A 17,429-nucleotide genomic window follows, 5' to 3' on the forward strand; every position below is an offset into this window, starting at 1 on the left:
CTGCGACCCAGCGACGGGATGCAAGGGCTTAGGGTTTCAGCTTAGTTATTGTCAGTAAACAGGCGCTGGTTTGTTGGCGCAAATCTGTGGCTTGTTAGTCAAAATTCATCTATAGAAAACAGATCCTCTGCCTTCTTGCATTCAATAATCGTAAGCGATTCCCGGTGGTTGGGAGGCCAGTATTCGCGCACTCGTCCGTCATCTCTTTGATTTGTGACAAATCGCTGCTCGTGGCTGGCGCAGATTTGAAAACCTGGTGTGCCCCAAGCGAGCACGCACCCCCGGCTTTGCTGGTTATCGACCTCTGCCTGGCCGCATTCCGGCAAGGTTTGTGCTTATTCGACAATCAGAGTCCGGCAATTGGCCGTGACCTGAATTTTGACGCCGGTAACGCTGACATTGCACACCGAGGACGGCATGATTTACGGCTGCCAACGTGTATGAAAAAAGTGCCGTGGCTGACGGATTAACACGCTTTAGATGATGTAAGGCATTTGTCCTTCGGAAACGCTTGGCTAAGGTAAAAATATCAATGTGACATTACATTGCCGATTGTTTAGGATGGCCTGTATAAGGTCAATAGTTTGGCAGTCAGTCAATTCCAGAAAGTTATAGACGGAATATTGACGTCAAAACGTCAAGAGATCATCGACATAGTTCCGCCTGAAGTGGCTATCAAGCGCCGCTCTGGCAGGGAAGTACCCATCGGGTCACACGGAGAGTCCAATGAGCAGCGTTGTAGCCATCGTCAAAAGCATTGTCGGCCAGGTTATTGCGGTATCCCCAGAGGGCATCCGGCGTGTACTTATCGAAGGTGACCGCCTATTGACCGGTGAGGAAGTGCTCACCGGTCCTGGTGGCGCAGTTACTCTGGAGCTGGCTGATGGCCGTATGCTCGATCTGGGCCGTGACAGCCAATGGAGCGCCGACGCGCCTGACAGCAGTACCGACCTGAGCCAGGCTGCAGCGCAGGCCGCGCCTTCGGTGGAAGAGCTGCAGCAGGCTATTGCTGCTGGTGTTGACCCGACTACTGAGCTTGAAGCTACCGCCGCTGGCCCGTCATCAGCGGGTGGTGGTGCGCTGGGCGGTGGCCACAGCTTCGTGATGCTCGAAGAAACGGCTGGCCGAGTTGACCCGACGGTCGGCTTCCCGACTGATGGGCTGGGCTTTGCGGGTGTACTCGATAGCGAAGAAGTGGGCCTGCTGGACACCAACGGCAACAACCTGGTGACCACACCCACGACGGATACCAACGTTGCTACTGATCTGATTCTTGGCGCAACCCCCTCTATCAGTGAAGCGGGTGGCGTAATCGTTTATACCGCCACCGTTGGTCAGGCTCCGACCACCAACTTGGTAATTACTCTGTCCAACGGTGCCGTGATCGTCATTCCGGCCGGGCAGACCAGTGGAAGCGTCAACGTCGTAGTTCCGGCAAATGACACTCCCTACATCGACGGGAGCCAGATTTCGGCGACCGTGACAGGCAGTACCGGTGGTGGCGGTCTGACGGTGACATTGCCGCAAACGCCAGCGGTTACCCAAGTGACCGATACAATCGACACCACAACTGCGACCCTGACCGCTTCGCCAAGCGTGACCGAAGGCGGCGTGATCACCTACACCGTGACCCTGAGCAATCCTGCCCAGACTCCGGTCACCGTGACTCTGTCGAACGGCCAGGTCATCACCGTTGAAGCCGGCAAAACCCAGGGCAGTGTCGACTTCCAGACCCCGGCGAATGACGTCTACAACAACGGTTCGACCGTCAGCGTCACCATCGAGAACGCCACGGGCGGCAACTTCGAGCAACTGACCCCGAACCCGACCCCGGCTCAGACCACGATCAACGACTCGGTCGATGCCACCACCGCGACCCTGACCGCCTCGCCAAGCGTGACCGAAGGCGGCGTGATCACCTACACCGTGACCCTGAGCAACCCTGCCCAGACTCCGGTGACCGTTACCCTGTCCAACGGCCAGGTCATCACCGTTGAAGCCGGCAAGACCCAAGGCAGCGTCGACTTCCAGACCCCGGCCAATGACGTCTACAACAACGGTTCGACCGTCAGCGTCACCATCGAGAACGCCACGGGCGGTAACTTCGAGCAACTGACCCCGAACCCGACCCCGGCTCAGACCACGATCAACGACTCGGTCGACACCACCACTGCGACCCTGACTGCCTCGCCAAGCGTGACCGAAGGCGGCGTGATCACCTACACCGTGACCCTGAGCAATCCTGCCCAGACTCCAGTTACCGTGACCCTGTCCAACGGCCAGACCATCACCGTTGAAGCCGGCAAAACCCAGGGCAGTGTCGACTTCCAGACCCCGGCAAATGACGTCTACAACAACGGTTCGACCGTCAGCGTCACCATCGAGAACGCCACGGGCGGCAACTTCGAGCAACTGACCCCGAACCCGACCCCGGCTCAGACCACGATCAACGACTCGGTCGACACCACCACTGCGACCTTGACGGCGAGCCCGTCGGTCACCGAAGGCGGCGTGATCACCTACACCGTGACCCTGAGCAATCCTGCCCAGACTCCAGTCACCGTGACCCTGTCGAACGGCCAGACCATCACCGTTGAAGCCGGCAAAACCCAGGGCAGTGTCGACTTCCAGACCCCGGCGAATGACGTCTACAACAACGGTTCGACCGTCAGCGTCACCATCGAGAACGCCACGGGCGGCAACTTCGAGCAACTGACCCCGAACCCGACACCGGCTCAGACCACGATCAACGACTCGGTCGACACCACCACAGCGACCCTGACCGCCTCGCCAAGCGTGACCGAGGGTGGCGTGATCACCTACACCGTGACCCTGAGCAATCCTGCCCAGACTCCGGTGACCGTGACCCTGTCGAACGGCCAGACCATCACCGTTGAAGCCGGCAAAACCCAGGGCAGCGTTGACTTCCAGACCCCGGCGAATGACGTCTACAACAACGGTTCGACCGTCAGCGTCACCATCGAGAACGCCACGGGCGGCAACTTCGAGCAACTTACCCCGAACCCGACCCCGGCTCAGACCACGATCAACGACTCGGTCGACACCACCACTGCGACCTTGACGGCGAGCCCGTCGGTCACCGAAGGCGGCGTGATCACCTACACCGTGACCCTGAGCAATCCTGCCCAGACTCCAGTTACCGTGACCCTGTCCAACGGCCAGACCATCACCGTTGAAGCCGGCAAAACCCAGGGCAGTGTCGACTTCCAGACCCCGGCAAATGACGTCTACAACAACGGTTCGACCGTCAGCGTCACCATCGAGAATGCCACTGGCGGTAACTTTGAGCAGTTGACCCCGAATCCGACTCCAGCCTCGACGGTCATCAATGACAGCATCGATACCGTCACTGTAAGCATTGTTAGCAATGGCAATGTGACCGAAGACCAGCAGCCTTCCTTTACTGTGAAAGTAAGCCAGGCGCTGGACCGTCCGATGACCGTAACCCTGTCAAACGGCGACGTCGTAACGATCGAAGCCGGTAAGACCGAAGTCGAGTACAAGACCTCGGCTCAGGGCGATGACGTCTATCTCGATGCAGGCTCCATCACGCTCAGTGTTACCGACGCTACAGTTCCGGGTACCACCTTCGAGAAGCTGGCCTTGGGGGGACCGGCCACCGTTGAAATCTCGGACACTATCAGCGAAGTTGTCGCAAAACTGACCGCAACCCCTTCGGTCACCGAAGGCGGCGAGATCACCTACACCATTACGCTGACCAACAAAGACGGCTTGCCGATCAACAACCACTCGGAGCTGTACTTCAAGCTGACCGACGGCACTACTGTTGTCGTGGCAGCGAACAGCACCACGGGCTCGGCCACTGCAACCGCCCCGGACAACGTCTATGTCGGCGCTAACCAGCCGGTGGTCAATGCCATCGACGCCGTCAGCGGCGCAGATGCGTGGAAGTTCGAAAACCTGAACCTGGACAAGACGCCGGTCAGCACCGAGGTGACCGACGAGCCAGGTACGCCGGGCAACGAAGGCGACATCGTCAAGGTCACTATTACTGCAGACCAGATGTCGGTAGCCGAGAACGTCAAACCGACGTTCACCGTGCACGTCAACCAACCGCTGGACCACGACCTGGTCGTGACCCTGAGCAACAACGCCCAGGTCACCATCAAGGCTGGCGATACCAGCGCTCCGTACGAGCACGATGCGCAAGGTGACGACGTCTATCAGGATGCTGGCGAAATCAGCCTGGGTATCAATTCGGCGGCGGACGCCACTGGTGCGACCTTCGAAAACCTCGAGTTGGGCGGTGCAGCTTCGGTTCAAGTGACTGACACCCTCGACGAAGTGGTGGCCAAGCTGACCGCGACTCCTTCGGTGACCGAAGGTGGTGAGATCACCTACACCATTACGCTGACCAACAAAGATGGTCTGCCGATCAACAACCACTCGGAGCTGTACTTCAAGCTGACCGACGGCACTACTGTTGTCGTGGCAGCGAACAGCACCACAGGCTCGGCCACTGCAACCGCCCCGGACAACGTCTATGTCGGCGCTAACCAGCCGGTGGTCAATGCTATCGACGCCGTCAGCGGCGCAGATGCGTGGAAGTTCGAAAACCTGAACCTGGACAAGACGCCGGTCAGCACCGAGGTGACCGACGAGCCAGGTACGCCGGGCAACGAAGGCGACATCGTCAAGGTCACTATTACTGCAGACCAGATGTCGGTAGCCGAGAACGTCAAACCGACGTTCACCGTGCACGTCAACCAACCGCTGGACCACGACCTGGTCGTGACCCTGAGCAACAACGCCCAGGTCACCATCAAGGCTGGCGATACCAGCGCTCCGTACGAGCACGATGCGCAAGGTGACGACGTCTATCAGGATGCTGGCGAAATCAGCCTGGGTATCAATTCGGCGGCGGACGCCACTGGTGCGACCTTCGAAAACCTCGAGTTGGGCGGTGCAGCTTCGGTTCAAGTGACTGACACCCTCGACGAAGTGGTGGCCAAGCTGACCGCGACTCCTTCGGTGACCGAAGGTGGTGAGATCACCTACACCATTACGCTGACCAACAAAGATGGTCTGCCGATCAACAACCACTCGGAGCTGTACTTCAAGCTGACCGACGGCACTACTGTTGTCGTGGCCGCGAACAGCACCACAGGCTCGGCCACTGCAACCGCCCCGGACAACGTCTATGTCGGCGCCAACCAGCCGGTGGTCAATGCTATCGACGCCGTCAGCGGCGCAGATGCGTGGAAGTTCGAAAACCTGAACCTGGACAAGACGCCGGTCAGCACCGAGGTGACCGACGAGCCAGGTACGCCGGGCAACGAAGGCGACATCGTCAAGGTCACTATTACTGCTGACCAGATGTCGGTAGCCGAGAACGTCAAACCGACGTTCACCGTGCACGTCAACCAACCGCTGGACCACGACCTGGTCGTGACCCTGAGCAACAACGCCCAGGTCACCATCAAGGCTGGCGATACCAGCGCTCCGTACGAGCACGATGCGCAAGGTGACGACGTCTATCAGGATGCTGGCGAAATCAGCCTGGGTATCAATTCGGCGGAGGACGCCACTGGTGCGACCTTCGAGAACCTGGAACTGGGCGGTGCCGCTTCGGTTCAAGTGACTGACACCCTCGACGAAGTGGTGGCCAAGCTGACCGCGACTCCTTCGGTGACCGAAGGTGGTGAGATCACCTACACCATTACGCTGACCAACAAAGATGGTCTGCCGATCAACAACCACTCGGAGCTGTACTTCAAGCTGACCGACGGCACTACTGTTGTCGTGGCAGCGAACAGCACTACGGGCTCGGCCACTGCAACCGCCCCGGACAACGTCTATGTCGGCGCCAACCAGCCGGTGGTCAATGCTATCGACGCCGTCAGCGGCGCAGATGCGTGGAAGTTCGAAAACCTGAACCTGGACAAGACGCCGGTCAGCACCGAGGTGACCGACGAGCCAGGTACGCCGGGCAACGAAGGCGACATCGTCAAGGTCACTATTACTGCTGACCAGATGTCGGTAGCCGAGAACGTCAAACCGACGTTCACCGTGCACGTCAACCAACCGCTGGACCACGACCTGGTCGTGACCCTGAGCAACAACGCCCAGGTCACCATCAAGGCTGGCGATACCAGCGCTCCGTACGAGCACGATGCGCAAGGTGACGACGTCTATCAGGATGCTGGCGAAATCAGCCTGGGTATCAATTCGGCGGAGGACGCCACTGGTGCGACCTTCGAGAACCTGGAACTGGGCGGTGCCGCTTCGGTTCAAGTGACTGACACCCTCGACGAAGTGGTGGCCAAGCTGACCGCGACTCCTTCGGTGACCGAAGGTGGTGAGATCACCTACACCATTACGCTGACCAACAAAGATGGTCTGCCGATCAACAACCACTCGGAGCTGTACTTCAAGCTGACCGACGGCACTACTGTTGTCGTGGCAGCGAACAGCACTACGGGCTCGGCCACTGCAACCGCCCCGGACAACGTCTATGTCGGCGCTAACCAGCCGGTGGTCAATGCCATCGACGCCGTCAGCGGCGCAGATGCGTGGAAGTTCGAAAACCTGAACCTGGACAAGACGCCGGTCAGCACCGAGGTGACCGACGAGCCAGGTACCCCAGGCAACCCGGGCGGCAACAACGAAGGCGACATCGTCAAGGTCACTATCACGGCCGACCAGACCTCGGTAGCCGAGAACGTCAAACCGACGTTCACCGTGCACATCAATACCGCCCTGGCCCACGACCTGGTCGTGACCCTGAGCAACAACGCCCAGGTCACCATCAAGGCTGGCGACACCAGCGCGCCATACGAGCACACGGCACAAGGCGATGACGTCTACAACGATGCTGGCCAGATCAGCCTGGGTATCACCTCCGCTGTGGATGTCGACGGTCGCACCTTCGAAAACCTCGAGTTGGGCGGTGCTGCGAAGGTGGATGTCACCGACACCACTGACGAGGTCGTGGCGAAGCTGACTGCCACCCCTTCGGTGACCGAAGGCGGCGAGATCACCTACACCATCACGCTGACCAACCAAGACGGCCTGCCGATCAACAACCACAGTGCCTTGACCTTCACGCTGAGCGACGGCACCACCGTCATCACCGTACCGGCCAACGGTACCGTGGGCACTGCCACCGTGACTGCCCCGGACAACGTCTACGTCGGTACCAACGACGCTGTCGTGAAGTCGATCGCTACCGTTGACGGCGCAGATGTTGGCAAGTTCGAGCAACTGACACTCGACAAGACCCCGGTCAGCACAGCGGTCACTGACGAGCCAGGTACCCCAGGTAACCCGGGCGGCAACAACGAAGGCGACCTGGTCAAGGTCACCATCACGGCCGACCAGACTTCGGTAGCCGAGAACGTCAAACCGACCTTCACCGTGCACGTCAACCAGCCGCTGGACCACGACCTGGTCGTGACCCTGAGCAACAACGCCCAGGTCACCATCAAGGCTGGCGACACCAGCGCGCCATACGAGCACACGGCACAAGGCGATGACGTCTACAACGATGCTGGCCAGATCAGCCTGGGTATCACCTCCGCTGTGGATGTCGACGGTCGCACCTTCGAAAACCTCGAGTTGGGCGGTGCTGCGAAGGTGGATGTCACCGACACCACTGACGAGGTCGTGGCGAAGCTGACTGCCACCCCTTCGGTGACCGAAGGCGGCGAGATCACCTACACCATCACGCTGACCAACCAAGACGGCCTGCCGATCAACAACCACAGTGCCTTGACCTTCACGCTGAGCGACGGCACCACCGTCATCACCGTACCGGCCAACGGTACCGTGGGCACTGCCACCGTGACTGCCCCGGACAACGTCTACGTCGGTACCAACGACGCTGTCGTGAAGTCGATCGCTACCGTTGACGGCGCAGATGTTGGCAAGTTCGAGCAACTGACACTCGACAAGACCCCGGTCAGCACAGCGGTCACTGACGAGCCAGGTACCCCAGGTAACCCGGGCGGCAACAACGAAGGCGACCTGGTCAAGGTCACCATCACGGCCGACCAGACTTCGGTAGCCGAGAACGTCAAACCGACCTTCACCGTGCACGTCAACCAGCCGCTGGACCACGACCTGGTCGTGACCCTGAGCAACAACGCCCAGGTCACCATCAAGGCTGGCGACACCAGCGCGCCATACGAGCACACGGCACAAGGCGATGACGTCTACAACGATGCTGGCCAGATCAGCCTGGGTATCACCTCCGCTGTGGATGTCGACGGTCGCACCTTCGAAAACCTCGAGTTGGGCGGTGCTGCGAAGGTGGATGTCACCGACACCACTGACGAGGTCGTGGCGAAGCTGACTGCCACCCCTTCGGTGACCGAAGGCGGCGAGATCACCTACACCATCACGCTGACCAACCAAGACGGCCTGCCGATCAACAACCACAGTGCCTTGACCTTCACGCTGAGCGACGGCACCACCGTCATCACCGTACCGGCCAACGGTACCGTGGGCACTGCCACCGTGACTGCCCCGGACAACGTCTACGTCGGTACCAACGACGCTGTCGTGAAGTCGATCGCTACCGTTGACGGCGCAGATGTTGGCAAGTTCGAGCAACTGACACTCGACAAGACCCCGGTCAGCACAGCGGTCACTGACGAGCCAGGTACCCCAGGTAACCCGGGCGGCAACAACGAAGGCGACCTGGTCAAGGTCACCATCACGGCCGACCAGACTTCGGTAGCCGAGAACGTCAAACCGACCTTCACCGTGCACGTCAACCAGCCGCTGGACCACGACCTGGTCGTGACCCTGAGCAACAACGCCCAGGTCACCATCAAGGCTGGCGACACCAGCGCGCCATACGAGCACACGGCACAAGGCGATGACGTCTACAACGATGCTGGCCAGATCAGCCTGGGTATCACCTCCGCTGTGGATGTCGACGGTCGCACCTTCGAAAACCTCGAGTTGGGCGGTGCTGCGAAGGTGGATGTCACCGACACCACTGACGAGGTCGTGGCGAAGCTGACTGCCACCCCTTCGGTGACCGAAGGCGGCGAGATCACCTACACCATCACGCTGACCAACCAAGACGGCCTGCCGATCAACAACCACAGTGCCTTGACCTTCACGCTGAGCGACGGCACCACCGTCATCACCGTACCGGCCAACGGTACCGTGGGCACTGCCACCGTGACTGCCCCGGACAACGTCTACGTCGGTACCAACGACGCTGTCGTGAAGTCGATCGCTACCGTTGACGGCGCAGATGTTGGCAAGTTCGAGCAACTGGCACTCGACAAGACCCCGGTCAGCACAGCGGTCACTGACGAGCCAGGTACCCCAGGTAACCCGGGCGGCAACAACGAAGGCGACCTGGTCAAGGTCACCATCACGGCCGACCAGACTTCGGTAGCCGAGAACGTCAAACCGACCTTCACCGTGCACGTCAACCAGCCGCTGGACCACGACCTGGTCGTGACCCTGAGCAACAACGCCCAGGTCACCATCAAGGCTGGCGACACCAGCGCGCCATACGAGCACACGGCACAAGGCGATGACGTCTACAACGACGCAGGTCAGATCAGCCTGGGTATCAACTCGGCGGAGGACGCCACTGGTGCGACCTTCGAGAACCTGGAACTCGGCGGTGCGGCTTCGGTTCAAGTGACCGACACCACCGACGAAGTGGTGGCCAAGCTGACCGCGACCCCTTCGGTCACCGAAGGCGGCGAGATCACCTACACCATCACGCTGACCAACAAAGACGGTCTGCCGATCAACAATCACAGTGCCTTGACCTTCACGCTGAGCGACGGCACCACCGTCATCACCGTGCCGGCCAACGGTACCGTGGGCACAGCCACCGTGACTGCTCCGGACAACGTCTACGTCGGCACCAACGACGCTGTCGTGAAGTCGATCGCAACCGTTGAAGGCGCGGATGTCGGCAAGTTCGAGCAACTGACACTCGACAAGACCCCGGTCAGCACTGCGGTCACTGACGAGCCAGGTACCCCAGGTAACCCGGGCGGCAACAACGAAGGCGACCTGGTCAAGGTCACCATCACGGCCGACCAGACTTCGGTAGCCGAGAACGTCAAACCGACCTTCACCGTGCACGTCAACCAGCCGCTGGACCACGACCTGGTCGTGACCCTGAGCAACAACGCCCAGGTCACCATCAAGGCTGGCGACACCAGCGCGCCATACGAGCACACGGCACAAGGCGATGACGTCTACAACGATGCTGGCCAGATCAGCCTGGGTATCACCTCCGCTGTGGATGTCGACGGTCGCACCTTCGAAAACCTCGAGTTGGGCGGTGCTGCGAAGGTGGATGTCACCGACACCACTGACGAGGTCGTGGCGAAGCTGACTGCCACCCCTTCGGTGACCGAAGGCGGCGAGATCACCTACACCATCACGCTGACCAACCAAGACGGCCTGCCGATCAACAACCACAGTGCCTTGACCTTCACGCTGAGCGACGGCACCACCGTCATCACCGTACCGGCCAACGGTACCGTGGGCACTGCCACCGTGACTGCCCCGGACAACGTCTACGTCGGTACCAACGACGCTGTCGTGAAGTCGATCGCTACCGTTGACGGCGCAGATGTTGGCAAGTTCGAGCAACTGGCACTCGACAAGACCCCGGTCAGCACAGCGGTCACTGACGAGCCAGGTACCCCAGGTAACCCGGGCGGCAACAACGAAGGCGACCTGGTCAAGGTCACCATCACGGCCGACCAGACTTCGGTAGCCGAGAACGTCAAACCGACCTTCACCGTGCACGTCAACCAGCCGCTGGACCACGACCTGGTCGTGACCCTGAGCAACAACGCCCAGGTCACCATCAAGGCTGGCGACACCAGCGCGCCATACGAGCACACGGCACAAGGCGATGACGTCTACAACGACGCAGGTCAGATCAGCCTGGGTATCAACTCGGCGGAGGACGCCACTGGTGCGACCTTCGAGAACCTGGAACTCGGCGGTGCGGCTTCGGTTCAAGTGACCGACACCACCGACGAAGTGGTGGCCAAGCTGACCGCGACCCCTTCGGTCACCGAAGGCGGCGAGATCACCTACACCATCACGCTGACCAACAAAGACGGTCTGCCGATCAACAATCACAGTGCCTTGACCTTCACGCTGAGCGACGGCACCACCGTCATCACCGTGCCGGCCAACGGTACCGTGGGCACAGCCACCGTGACTGCTCCGGACAACGTCTACGTCGGCACCAACGACGCTGTCGTGAAGTCGATCGCAACCGTTGAAGGCGCGGATGTCGGCAAGTTCGAGCAACTGACACTCGACAAGACCCCGGTCAGCACTGCGGTCACTGACGAGCCAGGTACCCCAGGTAACCCGGGCGGCAACAACGAAGGCGACCTGGTCAAGGTCACCATCACGGCCGACCAGACTTCGGTAGCCGAGAACGTCAAACCGACCTTCACCGTGCACGTCAACCAGCCGCTGGACCACGACCTGGTCGTGACCCTGAGCAACAACGCCCAGGTCACCATCAAGGCTGGCGACACCAGCGCGCCATACGAGCACACGGCACAAGGCGATGACGTCTACAACGACGCAGGTCAGATCAGCCTGGGTATCAACTCGGCGGAGGACGCCACTGGTGCGACCTTCGAGAACCTGGAACTCGGCGGTGCGGCTTCGGTTCAAGTGACCGACACCACCGACGAAGTGGTGGCCAAGCTGACCGCGACCCCTTCGGTCACCGAAGGCGGCGAGATCACCTACACCATCACGCTGACCAACAAAGACGGTCTGCCGATCAACAATCACAGTGCCTTGACCTTCACGCTGAGCGACGGCACCACCGTCATCACCGTGCCGGCCAACGGTACCGTGGGCACAGCCACCGTGACTGCTCCGGACAACGTCTACGTCGGCACCAACGACGCTGTCGTGAAGTCGATCGCAACCGTTGAAGGCGCGGATGTCGGCAAGTTCGAGCAACTGACACTCGACAAGACCCCGGTCAGCACTGCGGTCACTGACGAGCCAGGTACCCCAGGTAACCCGGGCGGCAACAACGAAGGCGACCTGGTCAAGGTCACCATCACGGCCGACCAGACTTCGGTAGCCGAGAACGTCAAACCGACCTTCACCGTGCACGTCAACCAGCCGCTGGACCACGACCTGGTCGTGACCCTGAGCAACAACGCCCAGGTCACCATCAAGGCTGGCGACACCAGCGCGCCATACGAGCACACGGCACAAGGCGATGACGTCTACAACGATGCTGGCCAGATCAGCCTGGGTATCAACTCGGCGGAGGACGCCACTGGTGCGACCTTCGAGAACCTGGAACTCGGCGGTGCGGCTTCGGTTCAAGTGACCGACACCACCGACGAAGTGGTGGCCAAGCTGACCGCGACCCCTTCGGTCACCGAAGGCGGCGAGATCACCTACACCATCACGCTGACCAACCAAGACGGCCTGCCGATCAACAACCACAGTGCCTTGACCTTCACGCTGAGCGACGGCACCACCGTCATCACCGTACCGGCCAACGGTACCGTGGGCACTGCCACCGTGACTGCCCCGGACAACGTCTACGTCGGTACCAACGACGCTGTCGTGAAGTCGATCGCTACCGTTGACGGCGCAGATGTTGGCAAGTTCGAGCAACTGACACTCGACAAGACCCCGGTCAGCACAGCGGTCACTGACGAGCCAGGTACCCCAGGTAACCCGGGCGGCAACAACGAAGGCGACCTGGTCAAGGTCACCATCACGGCCGACCAGACTTCGGTAGCCGAGAACGTCAAACCGACCTTCACCGTGCACGTCAACCAGCCGCTGGACCACGACCTGGTCGTGACCCTGAGCAACAACGCCCAGGTCACCATCAAGGCTGGCGACACCAGCGCGCCATACGAGCACACGGCACAAGGCGATGACGTCTACAACGACGCAGGTCAGATCAGCCTGGGTATCAACTCGGCGGAGGACGCCACTGGTGCGACCTTCGAGAACCTGGAACTCGGCGGTGCGGCTTCGGTTCAAGTGACCGACACCACCGACGAAGTGGTGGCCAAGCTGACCGCGACCCCTTCGGTCACCGAAGGCGGCGAGATCACCTACACCATCACGCTGACCAACAAAGACGGTCTGCCGATCAACAATCACAGTGCCTTGACCTTCACGCTGAGCGACGGCACCACCGTCATCACCGTGCCGGCCAACGGTACCGTGGGCACAGCCACCGTGACTGCTCCGGACAACGTCTACGTCGGCACCAACGACGCTGTCGTGAAGTCGATCGCAACCGTTGAAGGCGCGGATGTCGGCAAGTTCGAGCAACTGACACTCGACAAGACCCCGGTCAGCACAGCGGTCACTGACGAGCCAGGTACCCCAGGTAACCCGGGCGGCAACAACGAAGGCGACCTGGTCAAGGTCACCATCACGGCCGACCAGACTTCGGTAGCCGAGAACGTCAAACCGACCTTCACCGTGCACGTCAACCAGCCGCTGGACCACGACCTGGTCGTGACCCTGAGCAACAACGCCCAGGTCACCATCAAGGCTGGCGACACCAGCGCGCCATACGAGCACACGGCACAAGGCGATGACGTCTACAACGACGCAGGTCAGATCAGCCTGGGTATCAACTCGGCGGAGGACGCCACTGGTGCGACCTTCGAGAACCTGGAACTCGGCGGTGCGGCTTCGGTTCAAGTGACCGACACCACCGACGAAGTGGTGGCCAAGCTGACTGCGACCCCTTCGGTGACCGAAGGCGGCGAGATCACCTACACCATCACGCTGACCAACCAAGACGGCCTGCCGATCAACAATCACAGCGCCTTGACCTTCACGCTGAGCGACGGCACCACAGTCATCACCGTACCGGCCAACGGTACCGTGGGCACTGCCACCGTGACTGCCCCGGACAACGTCTACGTCGGTACCAACGACCCTGTGATCAAATCGATCGCAACCGTTGAAGGCGCGGATGTCGGCAAGTTCGAGCAACTGACGCTGGACAAGACCCCGGTCAGCACCGCCGTGACCGACGAACCAGGTACGGGAACTCCGGGCACCGGCAATCAGGGTGACGTCACCACCGTCGGTATTACCGGCACGTCTTCTCTGACCGAAGGTGAAACCGGCCAGTACACGCTGACCCTGAGCAACGCGTCCAAGTCCGAAGTCACTATCACCCTTAGCTACAGCGGTACCGCCAAAAACGGTGACGACTTCACCGGTGTTGCGACCGTGAAGATTCCGGCCAACAGCACAGGCACGACGTTCAATATCGCTACCATCGACGACAAGCTGGTCGAAGGTACCGAAAACTTCGTCGTGAAGATTGAAACCGCCACGGGTGGTAACTTCGAGAACCTGCAGGTCGATAGCAGCAAATCGAGCGTGACGACCACCATTCTCGACAATGATCACCTGCCGGTTTCGCCTGGTGGCGCGGTGTTTGGCGTGGAGGACACTGATTACGTGTTTGCCTGGAGTGATTTCAAAGTCACCGATGCCGATGGCAACACTAACCTGTCCGTGACCATCACCTCGCTCCCGGTCGCCGGCAACCTGCAGTTCTTCAACGGTACTGCATGGGTGAATGTGGCCGCTGGCCAGGTGGTCAGCCAGGCAGATATCACTGCCCAGCACCTGAAGTTCGTTCCGGCCCTGAACCAGTCGGGGGCGGACAACTACGGTGGTAATGGCGTGGGTAACCAGAAGGCCGACTACGCCCAGTTCAAGTTCAAGCCAAACGATGACACCAACCTGGGCAGCGAAGTGACCATGAAGGTCGATATCAGCCCGGTTGCCGACAAACCGACCCTGAGCTTCGGCAACGCCGATATCGAGTCCAAAGGGCTGACCAAGGAAGTCTGGACAAGCCTCAACGGCCTGGGTACTGGCGGCAACGGCATTACCGGCGAGAATCTGAAGGCGGTCTTTGCCAACTCCGGCAGTGCCAACTCCAGCAGCACCACTACCAACGTGCAGTCCGATGGCAGCGTCAACGCTGGCACCGGTTCAAAAACGTCTGGCCTGATCTACCTGGAAGCCGGCAAGGTCTATACCTTCAGTGGTTCGGCCGACGACAGCTTCGTGGTCACCATCGGTGGCAAGACTGTAGTCACGGCCACCTGGGGAGCCGGTGGCGGGGTGTCGGGTACCTTTACCCCGAATACCAGCGGCTACTACCCGATCGAGGTCTACCATGCCAACCAGTCCGGCCCAGGCAGCTATGACCTGAACATCCAGGTAGGCTCCGGTGCCGTTACCGACCTGAGCAGCTCGAACGTCAAGATGTACCAGAACGTTACCGAGATGGCCAATGCCGGCCTGGGCGTGTCTGACCTGCACACCGTGAACGGTCAGAGCTACTACGACGGCTACAAGCTCAACGAAGGGCCTGAGGGTGGCTCGGTGAAACTGGTCGGTATTTCCACCGCCCTGACCGACACCGACGGCTCCGAAAGCTTGAACGTGACACTCAGCGGTATCCCGAAAGGTACCGTGTTGAGCGATGGTGCAGGCCACACGGTCACGGTTGGTACTGCCCCGGTCGATGTGACAGGCTGGAAACTCAGCAGCCTGACGCTGACCCCGCCGGCCTATTACAAAGGCTCGTTCGACATCACGGTTACCTCGACTGCCACCGAAAGCCTGGGCGGCTCGGCCATCACCACCGGCAATATCCCGGTGACGGTGTACGCTGCGACCTACAAGGCAAGTGTGGGTACCTCGGGCAATGACACGATGACCGGTAGTGAAGGCAACGACATCATCGTTGCTGACGTATCCGGGCTGAACGTGGTTCAGGGCAAGAATTACAATATCGCCTTCATGGTCGACAGCTCGGGCAGTATGAGCGACAAGTCGATTGCAGATGCCAAGACGCAGTTGGCCTCGGTGTTCAATTCGCTCAAGGCCAGCCTGGGCTCGGACACCTCGGGTACCGTGAACATCTTCCTCGTCGACTTCGATAGCCAGGTCAACAAGAACGTGGCGGTGAATCTGGCCGATTCGAATGCCCTGAGCAAACTGCAAGCGGTATTGAACTCGATGGTTGGGGGGACCAGCTACGGTGGCGGTACCAACTACGAGGACGCGTTCAAGACCACGTCCAACTTCTTCAAGAGCACGATGGCCTTGAGCAACTCTGGTGCGGAGAACCTCACCTATTTCATCACTGATGGCAAGCCGACCTACTACCAGAGTGACGAGTCGACCAACCCTCGTCTGTGGACAGGTGGCAAATATCTGGATGATGTTGTGAACGTCAACAACTACAAGATTGGTGACACGTTCAGCACCATGGTCGACAGTACGCACAAGTTCGAAATCGACAGTGATGGCACTGTGTACGTCTACACGTACAAGAGTAATGGCAGAGTCGACACTTACGAACTGGGCACCATCCATGCTCAAGGTGATGGTACCTACGAGATCTCCTCGCGAGCGGGCTGGGGTAATGGGTGGAGCTACACTGAAGCGGCTGCTGGCTCTACGGCGAGTTTCAACGTGCTCGGTGGCACTAACGGCTTGAGCAAAGTCCAGGCTATCGGCCTGAACAGCGATGTCACGCTGAACGATCTGAAACCTTACGACAGTGCCGGCAAGCCACAGACCAATATCGACCCGTCCGATTTGGCCAAGGCGATTCTCGGTCACTCCGAAGCGACGGTGCCAGGTGCCGACACCATCGATGGCGGTAACGGCAACGACATCATCTTCGGTGACCTGATCACCCTCAACGGTGTGGTCAGCGAGGGCTACCAGGCCCTGCAGACGTACGTTGCAGAGAAGAGTGGTGTTGAAGTCAGCGCTGTCACTACCAGCAATGTTCACCAGTACATCACCGAGCACTACACCGAGTTCGATATCTCCGGTGCCAAAGACGGCAACGACATCCTGTCGGGCGGCAATGGCAATGACATCCTCTTCGGCCAAGGTGGTAACGACACGCTAGATGGTGGCAGAGGTAACGACATCCTGTTGGGCGGTACTGGCAATGACACCCTGATCGGTGGCCATGGCGACGATATCCTGATCGGTGGCAGCGGTGCCGACACCTTCGTGTGGAAGGCTGGCGACCTTGGTAACGACGTGATCAAGGACTTCAACAAGGCCGAGGGTGACCGTATCGACCTGAAGGACCTGCTCCAGGGCGAGAAGGGCAGCACCATCGATAACTACCTGAAGCTCACCACGGTGGAGGGTACGACCACCTTGCAAGTCAGCAGCGAAGGCAAGCTCAACGCCGAAGGTGGTATCGCCAACGCCGACGTGACCATCAAGCTGGAAGGGGTTAACTGGTCCAACCAGACGATCAACTCGTTGATCAGCGGTGCCGACCCGACCATCATCATCCACAACAAGGACAGCTGATAGACCACCGGGGCCGCATAGCGGCCCCGGCTCTTTCCTGCCACTCGCCAACA

At 60.1% G+C, this 17,429-nt stretch carries 1 protein-coding gene; it reads left to right on the forward strand.

The features are described from left to right. Positions 1-726: 726 nt before the first annotated feature. Positions 727-17,376 carry a retention module-containing protein gene (locus tag GST84_00970; GenBank protein ID XGB11003.1) on the forward strand — a complete coding sequence of 5,550 codons (16,650 nt, stop codon included), beginning with the start codon at positions 727-729 and terminating at the stop codon, positions 17,374-17,376. Positions 17,377-17,429 lie beyond the last annotated feature (53 nt).

Origin of the sequence: Pseudomonas putida (assembly GCA_041879295.1) — a bacterium.
In the GTDB taxonomy this organism is placed as follows: domain Bacteria; phylum Pseudomonadota; class Gammaproteobacteria; order Pseudomonadales; family Pseudomonadaceae; genus Aquipseudomonas; species Aquipseudomonas putida_Y.

Coding starts and splice junctions, on each gene's coding strand:
- GST84_00970 (XGB11003.1), top strand. CDS start 727: ATGAGCAGCGTTGTAGCCATCGTCAAAAGCATTGTCGGCCAGGTTATT.